This is a genomic window from Pseudomonas sp. TH43 (assembly GCF_016650635.1).
Classification (GTDB): domain Bacteria; phylum Pseudomonadota; class Gammaproteobacteria; order Pseudomonadales; family Pseudomonadaceae; genus Aquipseudomonas.
Genome location: NZ_JAEKFI010000004.1, coordinates 1,464,386 through 1,481,519, shown reverse-complemented (window position 1 = coordinate 1,481,519; position 17,134 = coordinate 1,464,386). Strand labels below are relative to the sequence as shown.

The 17,134-nt window shown below is 52.8% G+C and carries 13 protein-coding genes; all 13 read left to right on the top strand.

Features of this window, described 5'->3' with window-relative positions:
* Window positions 1-8 precede the first annotated feature (8 nt).
* A complete protein-coding gene (locus JFT81_RS23185) occupies window positions 9-2,057 on the top strand; it encodes a type VI secretion system tip protein VgrG (protein WP_201229317.1) in 2,049 nt (682 codons plus the stop codon).
* 10 nt (window positions 2,058-2,067) lie between these two features.
* Window positions 2,068-3,087 carry a sel1 repeat family protein gene (locus JFT81_RS23180; protein ID WP_201229315.1) on the top strand — a complete coding sequence of 340 codons (1,020 nt, stop codon included), beginning with the start codon at window positions 2,068-2,070 and terminating at the stop codon, window positions 3,085-3,087.
* Window positions 3,087-6,230 carry a hypothetical protein gene (locus JFT81_RS23175; RefSeq protein ID WP_201229313.1) on the top strand — a complete coding sequence of 1,048 codons (3,144 nt, stop codon included), beginning with the start codon at window positions 3,087-3,089 and terminating at the stop codon, window positions 6,228-6,230. The genes JFT81_RS23180 and JFT81_RS23175 overlap by 1 nt, the downstream gene beginning before the upstream one ends.
* Window positions 6,227-7,321 (top strand): tetratricopeptide repeat protein, encoded by a 1,095-nt coding sequence (locus tag JFT81_RS23170; RefSeq protein ID WP_201229311.1) that lies wholly within the window; start codon window positions 6,227-6,229, stop codon window positions 7,319-7,321. Before JFT81_RS23175 ends, JFT81_RS23170 begins: the two co-directional genes overlap by 4 nt.
* Window positions 7,322-8,004: 683 nt before the next feature.
* Window positions 8,005-8,205 carry a lysozyme inhibitor LprI family protein gene (locus JFT81_RS29500; protein WP_242485660.1) on the top strand — a complete coding sequence of 67 codons (201 nt, stop codon included), beginning with the start codon at window positions 8,005-8,007 and terminating at the stop codon, window positions 8,203-8,205.
* Window positions 8,206-8,306: 101 nt separating this feature from the next.
* The gene (locus JFT81_RS23160; protein WP_201229309.1) at window positions 8,307-8,834 is read left to right on the top strand and encodes a hypothetical protein; all 528 of its coding nucleotides are present in this window, start codon (window positions 8,307-8,309) and stop codon (window positions 8,832-8,834) included.
* A 34-nt stretch (window positions 8,835-8,868) separates the two neighbouring features.
* Complete coding sequence (locus JFT81_RS23155) at window positions 8,869-9,294, top strand: hypothetical protein (protein ID WP_201229307.1); 426 nt, start codon at window positions 8,869-8,871, stop codon at window positions 9,292-9,294.
* A 100-nt stretch (window positions 9,295-9,394) separates the two neighbouring features.
* On the top strand, window positions 9,395-10,276 hold the full coding sequence (locus JFT81_RS23150) for a hypothetical protein (protein ID WP_201229305.1): 882 nt from the start codon (window positions 9,395-9,397) through the stop codon (window positions 10,274-10,276).
* A 545-nt stretch (window positions 10,277-10,821) separates the two neighbouring features.
* The gene (locus JFT81_RS23145; protein WP_201229304.1) at window positions 10,822-11,247 is read left to right on the top strand and encodes a hypothetical protein; all 426 of its coding nucleotides are present in this window, start codon (window positions 10,822-10,824) and stop codon (window positions 11,245-11,247) included.
* Window positions 11,248-11,257: 10 nt separating this feature from the next.
* Window positions 11,258-11,734 (top strand): hypothetical protein, encoded by a 477-nt coding sequence (locus tag JFT81_RS23140; RefSeq protein ID WP_201229302.1) that lies wholly within the window; start codon window positions 11,258-11,260, stop codon window positions 11,732-11,734.
* The gene (locus JFT81_RS23135; protein WP_201229300.1) at window positions 11,731-13,107 is read left to right on the top strand and encodes a lysozyme inhibitor LprI family protein; all 1,377 of its coding nucleotides are present in this window, start codon (window positions 11,731-11,733) and stop codon (window positions 13,105-13,107) included. The genes JFT81_RS23140 and JFT81_RS23135 overlap by 4 nt, the downstream gene beginning before the upstream one ends.
* A gap of 138 nt (window positions 13,108-13,245) precedes the next feature.
* Entirely contained in the window at window positions 13,246-14,640 is a 1,395-nt protein-coding gene (locus JFT81_RS23130) for a TIGR01777 family oxidoreductase (protein ID WP_201229298.1), read from the top strand.
* A gap of 9 nt (window positions 14,641-14,649) precedes the next feature.
* Window positions 14,650-17,100 carry an alpha/beta fold hydrolase gene (locus tag JFT81_RS23125; protein ID WP_201229296.1) on the top strand — a complete coding sequence of 817 codons (2,451 nt, stop codon included), beginning with the start codon at window positions 14,650-14,652 and terminating at the stop codon, window positions 17,098-17,100.
* Window positions 17,101-17,134 lie beyond the last annotated feature (34 nt).

Here is a 17,134-nt window from a genome sequence, read left to right as displayed (position 1 = left end):
AGCACACAATGTTCAACTCAGCTAACGAGACCCACTTCAGCCTCAAGGTCGAAGACTACGTGGGCGACCTGCAAGTGCTGGCGTTCACCGGCACCGAAGGCATCAGCCAGCCGTTTCGTTTCGACCTCGAACTGGTCAGCGAAAACCCCGATCTGGACCTGGAAAAGCTCCTGCACAAACAGGCCTTCCTCGCCTTCGATCCGCAGGGCTCTGGCATCCACGGGCAGATCTATCGCGTCGCCCAGGGCGATGCCGGCAAGCGCCTGACCCGCTACAAAGTGTCGCTGGTGCCGCAACTGCAATACCTGCATCACCGCACCAACCAGCGCATCTACCAGCAGATGTCGGCGCCGAAAATCATCGCGCTGATCCTCGAAGAGCACGGCATCAAGGGCAACGCCTACAACTTTCAGTTGAGCCAGCCGTGCCCGGATCGTGACTACTGCGTGCAGTACGACGAAACCGACCTGCACTTCGTCCAGCGTCTGTGCGAAGAGGAAGGCATTCACTACCACTTCCAGCACACCCCGAAAGGCCACCTGCTGGTGTTCGGCGACGACCAGACTGTGTTCCCCAAACTCGGCCAGCCGACCGCCTACATTCAGGGCAGCGGTATGGTGGCTGATGAGCCAGTGATCAAAGGCTTCCGCCTGCGCCTGGAAACCCGCACCAGCCGCGTCACCCGCCGCGACTACGACTTTGAAAAGCCGCGCCTGCAAATGGAAGCGGCCTACAAACCTGACGCCGCTCCCGATAGCCAAAGCACTGAACCGGATCTGGAAGACTACGACTACCCCGGCCGCTTCATCGACCGCGCTCGCGGCAAATTCCTCAGCCAGCGCGCCCTCGAACGCCACCGCGCCGACTACCGCCAGGCCGAAGGTCGCGGCGACCAGACCCGTCTGGTCAGCGGCCACTTCATGGAAATGTCCGACCACCCGCGCAGCGAGTGGAACGACCTGTGGCTGCTCACCGAAATCTTCCACGAAGGCAAACAGCCGCAAGTCCTCGAAGAAGGCGTGACCAGCGACACCACCGACAACAAGGACGACTTCCATCAGGGCTACCGCAACACCTTCCTCGCCACCCCGTGGGAAGTGTTCTACCGCCCGGCCCTCGAACACCCGAAACCGCGCGTGCTCGGCAGCCAGACCGCCCACGTCACCGGCCCCGCCGGCGAAGAAATCCACTGCGACCAATACGGCCGCATCAAGGTGCAATTCCACTGGGACCGCGAAGGCCAGGCCGACGACAAGACCAGCTGCTGGCTGCGCGTCTCCAGCTCCTGGGCTGGCGACCGTTACGGTGCCATCAGCATCCCGCGCATCGGCATGGAAGTCCTCGTCACCTTCCTCGAAGGCGACCCCGACCAACCACTGGTGACCGGCTGCCTGTACCACAAGGAAAACCCGGTGCCCTACGCCTTGCCGGCGAACAAAACCCGTAGCGTCTTCAAAACGCTCAGCTCACCGGGCGGCGGCGGATACAACGAACTGCGCATCGAAGACAAAAAAGGCGCCGAGCAAATCTACATCCACGCCCAGCGCGATTGGGATGAAAACATCGAGCACGACCAGAAGATTCGCGTCGGCAACGAACGCCACGACACCGTCGAGAAGAACACCTACACGGAGCTCAAGGCCGAAGAACACCGCACCACGGTTTCCGACCGCAAGGTTGAAACGCGAGTCGATGATCACCTGACAGTTGGACAGAACCAGCACATCAAGCTGGGGACTGCGCAACTGACCAGCGCCGGGAAAGAGATACACCTCAAGGCTGGGGACAAGATTGTCATTGAGGCGGGGACTGAGCTGACCATTCTTGGCGGTGGCAGCTTTATCAAGCTCGATGGCGGTGGCGTGACGGTGGTTGGGCCGGTGGTGAAGATTAATGCTGGCGGAGCGCCTGGTAATGGGACCGGGATCGGGATTAAACCGCCGGTGCTGCCGGGGGCGGCGGATAAGGATAAGGCGGGGAGTTTGATGGATCAGGCGTTGGCGAATTCGCCGCCTGAGAAGGTTAAACCGAAGGCTTTTTTTGTGTTTTCTGAGTGATGAGTTCGTGATGACAACAAACAAATTCGTAATGAAGTGGTTTTCCATTGCGCTCTTGAGCCTCGGGATGAGTTCAGGTGCCTATGCCTCATCGTCCAACGCCACCCAATGCCCAAGCAGCGATTTTGCTGAGTTCGTAAAAGCTTTTTCATCCGAACCTGAGATACAGAAAGCCTTTATCGCGCCCCCTGTGAAGCATGTTTATGTAACAGTTGATGGGAAAATACCAAAGGTTGTTGAGCGGAGCCTGAATGCGATTGACGCTGATGAGTTGAAGGTACTGCTTCCGGAAAATGCCGCCAGCTTAAATCTCAAGATTGAGATCGAATTACCGAACAGGGTAATCATTCGAGATGAGAAGGGCCATTTCCTGAAAATTTTTGTCTTCAAACACGATAACTGCTGGGCTCTGACGCGCGTGGAAGACTGGACACTCGACGCGGTCATGGAGGAAATCACTCAGTCTGAGAAAATGACGCCTGGTGAGCTAGAACTCAAAAAAGGCGTGATATTCGACAGGCTGGTCAATAAGGCTTCTCCCGAATCTGGCATCTATTTGTACGCTGCGGTACTTGATAGTTATTTAGATGGCGCTCGTAAAGGTTCCGCTCAAGCTGCAGTTGCTGCTGCGGGAATCAGTCTTTCGGGAATGGCACCACGATTGGATAATGAAGAAATTTTGAGTCTTTTAATACAAGCATATAACAGCATTCCTGATGTGGCTGTGGCGCTCGCACTATTCTATTGTGATGAGGGTGATTACGAAGTTAAACGTGCTTGTATCAATCCGCAGAAGTCAATAGCCACATTGGAAGGTGCAGCGAAGCGTGGTTCAACCCGTGTGCTTATTAGGCTAGGTGAAATTTACGAAGGTGACACTGTTGTTCCTTCTGATCTACCTCGGGCATTGGCATGCTATCGAGAAGCTCAAAAGACCATGCCTCAAGCTGTTACTCGTCAGTTTGACCGACTGGTGGCGAGAGGTATCTCAGACAACTCAATTCAGTGTATTAAAGCAGGAAGCCTTTGATGAGCACCGGACTACTAGAGCAGCTAGATAAATATCGCACCGGTTATGAATACGGCCCTCATAAGGGTGAGACTGATATTAATAACAACGGTAAAAAAGAAATAGATTGTTCAGGCTTGGTTTATCGATTGCTGAAGGACGCCGGATATACAATCCCTTACCGCACAACATCACAACTCAATACTGACAGGGTACATTTCCTCGAGATTCCAGTTGAGGACGCCGAACCTGGTGATATCGCGCTTTGGATTAACTTCCATGGTCATACCGGAGTTATTGAGGCTCTTAGCGGTACTGAAACTCCGGGTGATTTCTTCGGCTCGCAATCGCACGGTCCGAAAACCGCGAAATACGGACCGGATAGCCATTATTGGCCAATGCCAGAGAAGGTTCTGCGTCCTAAACCAGAATTTAGAGGCGCACAACCTGCGCCCGCGGCTGCATCCGCCCCCGCCCCTGTTTCCGTAGGGGCAGCACCCTTGATGAATTTCCAATACCCGTTCCGAAAGCCAGATGGCAAACAATTTTCTGGTGCGGATGAAGTATATAAGGTGCTAGAGAAGGAAACTTCTGGCCATTATTTGCTTGGTAGTAATAAATTCTGGCACGGCGGAATTCATATCAGCGATGCAAGCGCTTCACAATGTATATTAGATGAGCCAATACGCTGTATGGCCGATGGTGAAGTTGTCGCGTATCGCTTAAACAAGGACTATTTAGAGTCGCCTTTCGATGTAAATGGCGAAACGAAAAGGTTGAAGTATTCAAGTTCATTCTGTCTGGTTCGGCATGAATACAAATCTGCACCTAATCCAGAAGATGGGGCAAATAAGGGGAGGCAGAACAAGCTGACATTTTATAGTCTGTATATGCACCTTTTGCCGTTTAATAAATATCCTCTTTCTCCTGCGGAAACTCCAAAGCCAAAAGTGACAATGCAGGTAAATGATTTTAAGGCATATGATGAGTTGCCGGTGTCATCTAGTGTTATATCCGCAGGTAAGCTAACTAAGGGTTCAAGGCTTGAAATCTTAGATCAAGGGCCGGTCCCCAACACAGATAGAATTTATGCCAAAGGTAAGATAATTTCTGGAAGCGTAAAGTCAGGCTCGCAAGTAAAAAGAGAGGCAGGAAGTGAAATCTGGTTCGCGTATTTAAAAAACGGGCAGCCTTATGAAAATAACGCCGGAGATAGGGTTTGGATAGAAGATAAGATACCTGAGCGCGAACGGCCAAACTATTGGCAGGGAAAAGTTAATGGAACGGTAGTGAATAACCTTCCGCTCTTTGGTGCTCCGTCTGATCCTAGTAATGGAAAAGCGGCAGGTGCTCCGCTTGGTGCCATGCAGTTAGTTATGAATAGCGTCGTGGCATTCGATAGTCAGAAGGTAGTGAGTTTAGTTTCGGGGGCGTCACTGCAGCGTATGGCTGAATGCACTTTGGTCAGCGGTGGTCCGGCTGGTGCGGGAAATGTTCCGCCAACATTTTGGGCGTGTGTCGAAAATACTCCAGAAAAAAACGTAGTGAGATGGAGTGTTACCGAGCCGGCTTCTGCCGACATTGTTATAAATGTGGGGGTTGGAATCAAGGCAGGGGATCCTATTGGTTACCTTGGGCAGATGGAAAATATAAATGAGTTGGAAGAGATCAGCAGCAAGTTTCAAGTTCACGTAGAGATTTTTACCGCTGATGCAGGTATAGAGGACTTCTTAAGTAACACTGCCGGCTTGAAGATAGGTAAGCAATACTTGTCTTTGGCAAAAGATAGTTTGCTGAAGTTGAAGGCTCCGGGCGTAGGGGAAGTCAACCTGAAGGAGTCGCACGCAGTAGACTTGAGCAAGGCACCAATATTCAAAGATCCGGAAGAGTGGTATGAGGTTCATGTAGAGGACGATGGCCAAGCTCTTGTAGGATTGGCCAGGAAGGCAGGTTCTACGTTAATAACCCAGCATGACTGGGCGGGGTTAGGATTTCAGGTAGTTGAAGAATCAAACTCTACAGCTGATGGCTTTCTCGATCCAAATGATCTTCCACCGTTTTTCAAGAAGTTATTTGATAAAATCGATAAAAATAACAATCATGAAATAGAGGCTGAAGAGTTAGCTGAAGCACTAAAAAATATGGAAACGCGGTCACAATGGTCAAAGCTAATTGCTCGGCATCCTACTGAGTGGAAAGATACGGCAGATCAACCGAAGTGGGCTCGTCTATCTGATATCCTCGAACACTCCCCGAAACTGATGGCACATGAAAAAGAAAGAATAAATAAACTTATATTTTGGGACGAGCTGTCGGGAAAGGCCTCGGTTGGGACTAGTATGGTTTGGCATTTTCACCCAATAGAATTTGTTGGAGGGTTCACCTCTGCAGTGGCAGAACTGGTTTCTTATGATCAGATGAAACGAATGTTTCCAGCATCTTCGGAAGAGAAGCGCGAGGAAGTCAGGGGTTTGTTTAATAAGTACGCTGATCGCTTTGAAATCAATACTGCACCCAGGATTGCACAGTTCTTCGCCCAGGTAAAGACAGAAGTTGGGGATGCGCTGGTTGGTAAGGTCGAGGACTTGTGGTACAGAACTGACATACTTAGAACAACGTTTACACGCTATTTTGATACTTACCCAGCAGAGGCAGAACAGTTGGGGTATAAGCGTATTACGACGGCTCAGTACAATGCTCTCAGTCCGGCCGCAAAAAGTGCGTACACTATCTTTAAGGGAAAGCCGTACTCTCAGTTTGCCAATGAAGATGAAATAGCCAAGCGTGTATATTGCTGCTGCTCTGCAGAAGGGAATTTTGTATTGATGCAGGGTGGATGTGTTGAAGGGATAAAGTACAAAGGGAAAGGCTTCATTCAACTCACTTGGAAAGCCAACTATCAGGCTGTTGAGGATCTTTTAAAGGCAAAGATTCCGGAGGAAACATTTCAGTTGGTTTCAAATCCCGATCAGCTACTTGAGACAAAGTTTGGACTGCTATCAGCGTTGGGTTTTTGGGAGTGGAAAAAATTAAATGATCTTGTTGCGCCGAACACAACTGCAACAGATGAAATTACTAAAATTGTAAACTTTCACACTCCCCCGTTAAGCTATACAGAGCGTAAGAATAATTTTACGTCAATATATCAGGTGGTAGGGCAGTGAACATGTTTTCGAAAGCTAGAGTTGTTTCTGTTGTTTTTTTTATGGCCTGCAACTCATTTGTATGGGGCGCTCAAGAAGCCAGTGTAATAACTAATTCAAAACTTATAAAAGACTTTGAAATAGACTTGGTTCCAGGCTTTTCCAAGCAAAAAATATTGATTTCTAAGGGAAGTGACAGTGCTGGAGAAATATTAAATATTTTAGCGGAAAAGGATGGAAGTCAATTCGTAATTTCACGAGCCCCGTTGGCGTTGCCTAACATAAAAAATGAATACTCCCCAGCGAGTTATGATGGTTTTGATGTGGCTGTGCTAAGAGGTGCTGAAAAGTTGGTAAGCGTCTCTGGTGTACAGGGGGAAGATTTAATTTATAACGATCAGCTTTCTAGGGCTGGCGATATAGTTGATTTGGTAACAAAAGAAGAAGATAATTCTCAGTCTAATTTTAATGTGCAATTTCAGTATGATGCATCGCTGAAAAAAATTGTGGTGAGCAAGGTTCTTCTTGTTACTAGTAATAATGCGTGTGATAGATCGATTATGAGCGTTTATGCGCTTCCTTCAAATGACTTGATGTCTGTTTCAATTGAAGATTTCGATGGCGCGAAAGCGTTTGAATATTTAAAGAAGCTTCGCTTAGGTGTTCAGACCGCCAAAATTGATAATAAAAAACTTTCCTCAGTTTTCGTGACTTTAAATTTTGAAAAGGCGTTGGCAGCATTTAAGGCTGGAGATAGGGCGAAGCTTAAAGAACTTATGGGTAACATGCTGGCTGATGGAGGCTCGAGTGACAGCTGTACTCCAGATTCTTATATAGCGGAAAAATATTACTATCCGGGCATGGTGCAGTGGTCTAACGATTTAGGGTTCTTATTTTCTGAGGCAGGGTTCTATCAAGAAGCGATCGAGCTATTAAAAGTAGTTGTCGCGGAAAATCCAGATAGGACGGTCGCGTACCTTAATTTAGCGGATGCGTACTGGGGGGAAGGTCTTAAAGAGCTTTCTGTTGAGAACTATAAAAAATATAGTCTATTGATGCAACAATCTGGTAAGGCTGCAAAAGTACCAAAAAGAGTTGGAGAGCGCATTTAAGAAAAGGTGACAGATTTATTTGTGGTGTTGCGCTCAACGGCTTTGATTTTGGTGCGGCGGTTAAATAGATCTGTTTCGTATATTTAGATTCAAACAGGTTCTAATTTGCTGTTGGATTTTTGCGGACATCAAGGGATTATGAATTTTAGATTTAGTCTTGTTTTGGCTTTTTCTTTGCTGTCTTCGGTTGTGAAAGCAGAAGGAACTATGATTGCGACCGTGCTTCAGGCAGATTTTTCCAAAGATCCAGAAATACGACTGCTCGTCAGGGTTCTCGACGTAGGAGGGGGGCCGGGTGATACCTCTATGGCCCTTCGTAAAGAGTGTCTGGAGAGGGTTAAGTCAGCCGCTCGCCCCGGCCCGGACCCATGCTTTTCGATTGAAATCACCGAGAGCAAAAACAACGGGCCATCGTTCGCCAAACGCTGCTGAATGATCCTCAGCGCTCAACCGACCCGATCTATCTGGAGATTGTTTACCAGTCTGAAGTCAGTGAGACCGATCCGACCAATCATCATAGGCGCTCTGCCTGGCTGAAAATTGAAGAGAACGGTTTCTACAACTGGAACAACGAAACCAAGCAGGCATTGGCGGACGTTGAGTGGCCAACTGTGTCGAGTGGGGCGCTTGATCTGGTCGTGACGGATACGGATGCACTGCTCAACCTGGTTTACAGGGAGCGCATGGAGCGGTTAGACGAAAATGCACAGAAAGGGCTGAGAGAAACTCAAAGAGCCTGGATGAAGTTTCGCGATGCGGAGTGTCTGCCTGAGGCGAAATCGTATAAATCGGTTTTCGGTGAATGGTCAAATTCCTGCTTGATCCGCGCGACGATAGAACGAGCCCGTCAATTGGCTATGGCTCCGGAAAAGAACAAGCAGTGAACTAAAATACCGCGTTGATGGTGAACGTCTCGCTGAACCTGAATGTACGGCGCAGTAATGGTCGTGTATTGCACAGTCAGCCACGCCATCGGAGAGTCAAAGTGAAAGTCGTTTCCTTGTTGTTCCTGACATTGACGTGGGCATTGCCCGCAAGCGCAGAGCCGGCCGGTGTCAGTACAAGCCAAGCAATGCCCGCCGCCATGGTCGCCGCGCTAACGAAAGAACACCAAATGCCTGCAGAGAGGTTTCGCTCTATTACAGATGGCGTCGTTAGCTGGAGCGGTGGAACGATGGCTGCCGTGGTGATCGAAGACCCGAATGGCATTTGTGCGATTTACAGGTATCAAGAAGGCCAGTTGGATCTGCCTTTTGACGGCGTGCCCTGTAAGTTTCTTGGGCCACCCTCGCTGATGTCGGATAGAAAAACTGATATGCCCGATGTCGTGTTCGCCGTCGAGTTGTTCGTCCCCAACCGGGGCGGGATGGCCAATCACAAAGTGGCGTTTTATTACGATGCAGAGAAGAACGCTTATTGCGAGAGTCAGTCGCTTGCGAGCTGGTATCTGTCGGGAAATCGGGCGCTGGCTCCTGATCTTCAGGATGGGCGGTGTGTAGCGGGATCGGAATAGGCACGTGCGCCCGATCTCTCATAAGGAAATGAACATGAAAAAAGTACTTCTTCTCTTGGTCAGCCTCCTGCCCCTGATGGCCCATGCAGAAGTCACCACCAAATCACTTTGCTTCGAACTTTCACAGGACAGCCCAGTAAAATTTGAGCTCCGCACTTACTACGATGGGGCCAGCAAATGGTCCGCTGGCTTCGTCAAATACGCCAAGTCCAACGTGCCCATTTCCATCGTGTTGACGGAGTCCGAAAGTGAAATCCTCGACCCGGATGCCCCTTGGCAAAACACCAGAACCTGGTCTGAAGTCGTCTACGGCAAGGTCACGGGAACCTATGAGTTGATGACTCAAGGCTCACAAATTGTCTCGATGTCGTACACGAAGAAGTCCAACGGCAAGGAATACAGCTTTCTGCTCAGTCCCAGCGTTGATTCCTCCCTCGAGTCCGGATGCAAGTGGGAATAGGGCAAGCGCATGCATTCAAAACCCTAGTGATATCACTGCCGGGCTTCAAGATCGTATTAATTAAGTTATTGAAAGACATGGTTGCGGAGGAGATGGGGTTGTGAAAGTCGTATTTTTGGTTTTTTCGCTTGTTTTTCCTTTTATGTCTGTTATTGCTGATGAAAAAATAGTAAGCCTCGATCCTGTTTTTGGTTTGTCTCAAAGCGCCAGATTTTATTATGTGGGGTCAGAAGGGAATCAAACACTCCGTGGCGAGTTGCTAGTAGCGGGGAAAAAAAGTACTCAACTTCCAGATGTTTGCGAGCATGAGGGGGGAGATGCACAGTTGCATGATGCTTACACGGTGAGCGCGGGCAAAACGTTTTTTATTTTTACGTGTAGCTGGGTCGTTATGCACCCCGGGGTCAACTTAAAAGGGACAGATTTTGTTTCCTACGTTTATAGCGATAAAACAATACGAAGTCTTGTGAATGACAAAAATCTTGCTTCATCTATTTCTGGGTATGAAGGAAGCCTGGAAGAGGGGGGGGATTATTTTTGGTATTCAACACGAACGCTTGCCTCAAAGAAGCTAAAAGAGGCTGCTCGCGGTGCTAGACAAGACTCTTTGGAATTGTCTCATGATGTCGTTCTGGTAAGACTGAAAGATAAAGATTTTGAAGCTCTTAAATCTTATCTGACGCAAGAGAGACTTGACTCATTATTAAAAGAGACTCCAGTGTCGAGAGTTAATTCCGGAATTTATAATGATTTTGGCTTTGCTCTGGGAGAGGCTGGATCTAACAAAGTTGCTTATTCTTTGCTTTCTAAAGTTGAGGCCGTTTCACCTGAGCGCGTGGTTCTCAAACTCAACATTGCGGACGTTTTGTGGGGTAGTGATAAAGTGAAGTCGAAGCAGTACTATCAGGATTATATCGCTGTGATGAAAGCTCAAGACAAAGAACGCCTGATTCCTTCAAGAGCAATGGAGAGAGTTAAATAAGGGTGAAATGGGGGCAGGCCACGTTTTATTAATGATCCGAAAACTTGGTCTGTCCCCATTTTTCTGCCTGTGGATAGGCCGGAGCCTCGTTGGAATATATTCAGTCCGATTTGGAGTAAGGCTTTTCTGGTTTTGTACTCTAAGACCGGCGATGAAAGAATTTAGCGTGCCGGTGTAGTGGGGAAAACACTAACTAAAATTGTCAGTGCAGGTGATCGGCAGGTTGTTAAAAGTCCTACACCAGTTGTTATGAAAGGTCTTGAGGCTGTTGTGTATCTGGAAGATTAAATGCTGAAGATAGCTATAGGCCGGATGAGTAGAGCGCATTGCTTGCAATATGCAATATTCAGTTTTTTGTGTAAGAGATAGCCAGCCATAAGGTCGGGTTGTATTACGATGTCGAAAAACGCTTATTGCGAGAGTCAGTCGCTTGCGAGTTTGGACCAGTTTGGAAATCGAACGCTGGCTCCTGATCTTCGGGATGGTCAGTGTGTAGAGGGATCGGAATAGGCCAGCACGCCCCGATCTCTCATAAGGAAATGAACGTGAAAAAAGTACTTTTTCTGCTATCCAGCTTCTTTCCGCTAGTGGCCCACAGCGCAGTCACCCGCGAATCCTTTTGCTTCGAACTCTCCGAATCCAGTCCGGTAAAGTTTGAGTTCCGTACCTTTTACGACGCGTCCAGCAAGTGGTCAGGTGGTTTCGTCAAGTACGCCAAGTCCAACGAGCCCATCTCCATTGTGTTGACGGATTCCGAGGAGGAGATGCTCGGTCCCGACGCCCCTTGGCAGAGAGCCACAACGTGGTCTGAAGTCGTCAATGGCAAGGTTGCGGGAACCTACGATTTCGTGACTCAAGGGACGCAGATCGTCTCGATGAAGTACACGAAAAAGTCCAACGGAAAGGTTTACCACTTCTTGAGTAACCCCAACATCGACTCCTCCCAGGAGTCCGGATGCAAGTGGGAGTAGGGGCAAGCACATGCAATTCAAAACTCTAGCGGTATCACTGCTCGGCCTGCTGTGGGCGATCCCGGCGTTGGCCGAAACCACCACATTCAGTCCAACCCAAGGCGTCGAAGCAACGCTAACCCTCGAAGGCTCAACGCTGAATATCGCGGTTAAAAGCGATGCACATAGCGAGTCGCGAACAATCAATTTTGAAGCCGAAAACGAACTCCACGTGCAGTTCGACGATTTCAATTTCGACGGCGCCCAGGATTTCGCGATCTGGCAGCTTGATGACGGCATGGGCACCTACGACTACTACCGTGTGTTCGTTTACCAAGCCAAAACCGGCACGTTCGAGGAGTTGCAGCCGGACTGCGGCGATGGTTTCGTCAATCTGCGCGTCGACAAAAAACGTAAAGTTTTGCTCAGCACTTATTGGGAGATGAACAGACCGAAGCAATGCGTCACCCGATTCACCAATCGCAAAACCCGAATGACTCAAGGATGAACACAGTGAAACGCTTAGTCTTAACGCTGTTGGCTGCTCTGCTACTGCCCATTTCGGCAGCCTATGCGGAGGATGACTGCAGCAACGTCACCTCAAGCATGGAAATGGTGCCCTGCTCTGAGGCGGCGAAGAAGGCTGCCGATGCGCAGTTGAACGTTAGCTACAAGCAGCTGATGGCGCGGCTTGAATCTGACTATCGAACAGATCCGGCGTTGGGCGCGGAGTACGCGGCGAAGGTTAAAGAGTCGCAGCGTGCGTGGTTGAAATTGCGCGATGCGAACTGTCCGTTGGAGGCGTTCGAGATCGAGGTGGGTAAGCCTGCTTACGTGGCGGTCAGCAACTTGTGCATCGCCAGAATGAGTCGCGAGCGCTCGGCGTATCTAGACAAGATTGTCCCTGCGCTTGCATCCGATAAGAGCGCTTCGACGGCACCGACCAGCGACGCTTGCCCCTCGGAGGAGTTCGCGCCTTTCCTGACAGCGTTTTCCGCCAACAGCGAATCACAACGCCGTCTCACTGCGATGACGGTCAAGTCGCTGGTGTTGAAACCGGTAGCGGGAAAGGATCGAAGTACTTTTGAGCCTTCGACCTCGGGTGTCAGTGGAGCTACCTTCACCTATCCACTGATGGCTGCAATCACACCCGGCAAGACACCTGGAGTCGAGATCGAAGAGGTCGACGACAGTCACGTCAACGTGGTGGATAAGCGAGCGGGAAACAGCAATGTGAAAATCTTTAACTTCTCTCGGCAGGCCTGTTGGGTGCTGGAGGGAATTGAGGATTGGTCGATCAGCGAAAAGGATCTCGTCGCAACGGAAACCTCTGGAAGGAGTCGCGCCGAGAACTTCTGTTATCAACGTGCCGAAGCGTTAGGTGGATTGGGATTTCTTGAGCAATACCCGCTTACGGTGGAGTTGATTGAAGCGTCCCTGGAAAATTATTTATGTGCTGCAGAGTCGGGTGATGCACAGGCGAGCTTGTCGGCAGCAAGCCTGAGTCTTTCGCAAATGGCGTCGCAGTTGGAAACCCCTAGAGTTGAGGCATTGTTCAAAGCAGCCTCGAAAATACCGAGTGGTGCGTTGGGCTATGCCACGTTTTTTTGTTTAGGCAATTCCACCGACTACAGCGGTCCTTGCCTCCATCCCGCGGAGGCAGAAAAACAGGTTATTCGTGCTGTTTCCATGGGTTCCACAGAGGCGATGATTTATTTGGCTTCTTCTTTCGAAAGTGGCGATTTGGGAACGAAGGATATGTCCCGAGCCTTAGCCTGTTATCAAATGGCGGCTGACAAAGGTATTCAGTCGAGCATCGACAGCGTGAAACGATTGGGATCGCAAGGCGCGGAATCGATCAAGGCCAGTCACTGTATTTGAAATGCCAGGTCATGTTTGATGCGTTTTCGCAGGCGTTAAGTCTGAATCCGTTCGGTAAAACGTTTAGTTTTTGAGCGTCTGACGACCGCGATTTTCCTTTAAACTCCCCACCCCCAAGGAATGCGCTCAGGACACGGAATGCCAGCCCCCTCGATCTCCCTTCGCCCCGCGTTAGTGCTCTGGCTATACGCCGCCGCAATTGTGCACATTCTCGCCGGTCTGACCCTGACCTGGGCCGGTCACTCCGGTTTACTCGACGGCTATTTGCACACCCTCGAACGCGCATTCTGGGGCGCTGAAGCGGTGCCCGCGGCCGGCCACGAACAGCAGGTCTGGTGGCTCGCGCTGTTCGGCGCGACGCTGCAAAGCTATTCGCTGTACATGCTCGCGCTGGTGCACATCGGCAATCGTTCGAAAGCGCCGAGTGTGTGGGGCTGGTTGATCGCTGGTGTCCTGTTGTGGGCGCCGCAGGACATGTGGCTGTCAGCGCAACAACAGGTCTGGTCGCACCTGTGGCTCGACGGTTTTGCGCTGCTGATGCTGTTGCCGCCGCTGGTCTGGCTGTATCGCCATGACTGCCGGAAATCCCCTCGAGTAAAACCTCAGAGTACGTCCAATCCGTTTGCGGGCAGCGCCTACAAGCGCGTGCTGATCACCGGTGGCACAGGGTTTATCGGCGAGGCGGTGGTCAATCAATTAATCGACACCGGCCACACCGTGAGTGTGCTGGCACGTGATCCATTGAAAGCAGCCAATCTGTTCGAAGGCCGCGTCCGCTGCGTGCAATCCCTGAGCGAACTCAGCCACGACGAGACCTTCGACGTGGTGATCAACCTGGCCGGCGCGCCGGTCGCCGGGCCTCGCTGGAGCCCCAAGCGCCAGGCGCAACTGATCGCCAGTCGGGTCAACACTACCGAAGCGCTGATGACCTGGCTGAAAAACGCTCGGCAAAAACCGGCGCTGTGGATTCAAGCCTCGGCCATCGGTTTCTACGGCGTGCGCGATGCCAGCGAAAGCCTTGATGAACAGGCGAGCAAGGGCGACGGTTTCATGGCCGAACTCTGCGCGCGCTGGGAAGCCGCCGCGCAACCGGCCACGCAGTTTGGTGTGCGTCAGGTGGTGCTGCGCCTCGGTGTGGTGTTCGGTCCGGGCGGTGCGCTGTTGCCGTTGCTGATTCCGTTTCGCCTGGGCTTCGGCGGGCGCATGGGCGATGGTCAGCAGATCATGAGCTGGGTGCACCGCGACGATGTGATTCAGGTGATCGCTCGATCCTTCCACGATGAAAATTTGCGCGGCACCTACAACATGGTGGCGCCGGAAACGGTCAGTCAGGCAGCGTTCGCCGAGAATGTCGGCAAGGTCCTCAAGCGCCCGGTGTGGTTCCATATTCCTGCTGCGCCAGTGCGGGCGTTGGCCGGGGAAATGGCGCAGCTGTTCTTCGACGGTCAGCGTGTGGTGCCGCAGCGTTTGAGCGAGGCGGGGTATACGTTCCGTTATCCGACCCTCGACGCCGCTCTGCGCGATCTGGCCTGAGGATCGCCCATGAGCAAGCCCCTGATGTACCTGCTGGCCGGCAACGGCGGCGCCGCCGATTGGTGGGACGACGCGCTGCCGCACTTTCAGCGCTACGACGTGGTGCCGCTGGAGTTGCCCGGTTTCGGCGCTAACCCGCAACCACCCTGCGAGGATCTCGCGGATTACGCGCAAACCTTGCTGACGATGACGCAGCAGGGCAGCGCGATCATGGCGGTCGGGGTCAATGCGTTGCTGGTGCTGCATGCGCTGCAACGTCGGCCCGGGCATTTTTCGCGCAGCGTTTTGCTGGCGCCGGTCGGTGCTTTTTTGTGGCAACGGCGGTTGCCGGCGCTGATGTCGCCGCTGCCAATCCGCAAGACCATTCACTGGCTGCTGTCGAACAAACCGACGCTGTTCGCGCGCAAGTTTTCCAATCAGACCTGGACGCCCGTTCAGTACCAACGCATGGGCGCCGGTTATGCGCGTTGCCGGGCATTTGTGCCGCATTGGGACCTGGTCCGCGCTGACACCGCGCTGCCGTTGCTGGAGTGGATCACCGATCCGGTCGAGCTGGTCTGGGGCGATCAGGACAACGTGTTGGGCATCGAGCAAGCGGCGGCATGGTCGGCGATTCTCGCCCGCGCAGATCTGACCATCAGCCTCAAACCCGGTTGGGGCCATTACCCGTGGATCGACGCGCCGGCTGAATTTGCCGCGTGGCTGGAGTCCGGCGAGCGTGGTTTTGTCGCGCACACCAAGGGCGGCCGTTTGCGCCTCGCTGAACTGGCCCGGCAACCGGTGCCGGCCGCGCTGAACCTCAACGATTGCGATGATCCGCGTCTGTCAGCGTTTCTCGCCGCGCAACCCGACGTGACCTGGGCCGTGCGCTCCTCCAGCTATGGCGAGGATCAGGCTGATTCGGCGAATGCCGGTTTGAGCACCACTTACCTGCGCGAGCCGCGCGCCAACGTGCCGACGCGCATCGCCGAATTGACCGCCGAAGGCGTCGAGGAAGTGGTGGTGCAGCGCTTTATCACGCCGCAGGTTTCCGGCATCGCGTTTGTCCGGCATCTGTCGGTAGAGCTGGAATGGGTGGAAGGTCATCTGGAGTCGTTGGCCGATGGTCACGTCAGCCCTTCGCGCGCCACTCTGTCGCGGGTTGGCGAGGCCTGGCGCAGCGGTGCATTTACCGCCACGCACGGTTTGACCGAAGCGCTGCTGTGGCAGTTTCTGCAAGACGTGCTGCGCGTTTTCCACTACGTGCCCGGCGACGTCGAATGGGCCTGGGACGGTGCGCAACTGTGGCTGCTGCAATACCGGCCGATCAGCGACTACGGCTGGCGCCGCCACCTGACTGCCGCCAACATCGCCGAGATTCTGCCACCGCAACCGAGCGTGCTGGTGGAGTACGCCCAGCGCCGCGCGGCAGCGAGTATCCCGGCGATCATGGCGCGTTGGGATGCGCGGGTGTTGCAGGACAGTGAGCCGTTCACCGCAGTGTTCGGCGGCGCGTCCTATATCAACAATGACCTGTTTCTCGCCCGGCTCGCCGACTGGGGCATCAGCGCCAGCAACTACGCCGGTGAAGTCGGCGGCGCGACCCCGCACCTGCCGTGGCAACCGCTGAAGTTACTGCGTTCGCTGCCGCTGTTCCTGCGCATGCAACGCATTGCTCGCGGGCATCTGCTGAGCCTTGAGCGCGGCTTGCAACGCTTCGATAAAGAGCTGGCCGAACTCGTCGCCCAAAACGCTGACGGCCAGCAACTGGCGGACTGGTTCACCCGATTTTACGTGTTCGTCGTGCAAGGCAATCTGTGCATCGCCACGGCGCTGGCCAGCAGTGGCGGCGATTGGCTGGGGCGCCCGCCGACCGCTTACGACAACCTTGAAAACAGCCCGCATCGACTGCCCTGGGAAACCGATCCGGCGACCCCGCGACCGGCGCCGAGCGAGCTGCCGTTGCAGGCCTTTCCGCAGTGGTCGAGCCTGATCCGCATCGCGCATTCGACCGGCCTGCCGGGCCTGCGCGGCTACTACCTGCAAGTGCGCGAGTGGTACCGCGACAACCTGATGCGCATCTTCTTTCGCCTGCACCACGCCATGCCGCTGGCGGATCGCGAGCATTGGTTCGCACCGCACCCGGACGTGCGGACGCGTGATGGCAGCTTCTGGCAGGACGGCCGTGAAGGCGCCGAGCAAGCGACCGGATTCATGATTTATCCGGGGCAGGTGCAGGGCATTCTGGGCGAGGACATTTTGCTCGAAGACACCCTCGATCCGGGGCGGCATGCGCATTATCAAACGGCGCGGGCGGTGATTGCGCGGATGGGCGGGAGGCTGTCGCATGGCTCGACGTTGCTGCGCGAATTGCGCAAGCCGTCGGCGGTGATGCCGCAGGTGGATCCCGCGTGGGTGGGGTGTGAGGTGTTGTATCGGGATGGTGAGTTGCAATTGATCAATGCGAAGGATGCGCAGTGAAGCCTCGATATTTCCAAGGATTATTGGCGTGTTT

Bases quoted from the DNA above. Each gene is read 5' to 3' on its own strand.
- JFT81_RS29500 (WP_242485660.1), top strand. From the start codon at position 8,005: ATGGAGCGGTTAGACGAAAATGCACAGAAAGGGCTGAGAGAAACTCAA.
- JFT81_RS23130 (WP_201229298.1), top strand. From the start codon at position 13,246: ATGCCAGCCCCCTCGATCTCCCTTCGCCCCGCGTTAGTGCTCTGGCTA.
- JFT81_RS23155 (WP_201229307.1), top strand. From the start codon at position 8,869: ATGAAAAAAGTACTTCTTCTCTTGGTCAGCCTCCTGCCCCTGATGGCC.
- JFT81_RS23125 (WP_201229296.1), top strand. From the start codon at position 14,650: ATGAGCAAGCCCCTGATGTACCTGCTGGCCGGCAACGGCGGCGCCGCC.
- JFT81_RS23175 (WP_201229313.1), top strand. From the start codon at position 3,087: ATGAGCACCGGACTACTAGAGCAGCTAGATAAATATCGCACCGGTTAT.
- JFT81_RS23140 (WP_201229302.1), top strand. From the start codon at position 11,258: ATGCAATTCAAAACTCTAGCGGTATCACTGCTCGGCCTGCTGTGGGCG.
- JFT81_RS23185 (WP_201229317.1), top strand. From the start codon at position 9: ATGTTCAACTCAGCTAACGAGACCCACTTCAGCCTCAAGGTCGAAGAC.
- JFT81_RS23135 (WP_201229300.1), top strand. From the start codon at position 11,731: ATGAACACAGTGAAACGCTTAGTCTTAACGCTGTTGGCTGCTCTGCTA.
- JFT81_RS23180 (WP_201229315.1), top strand. From the start codon at position 2,068: ATGACAACAAACAAATTCGTAATGAAGTGGTTTTCCATTGCGCTCTTG.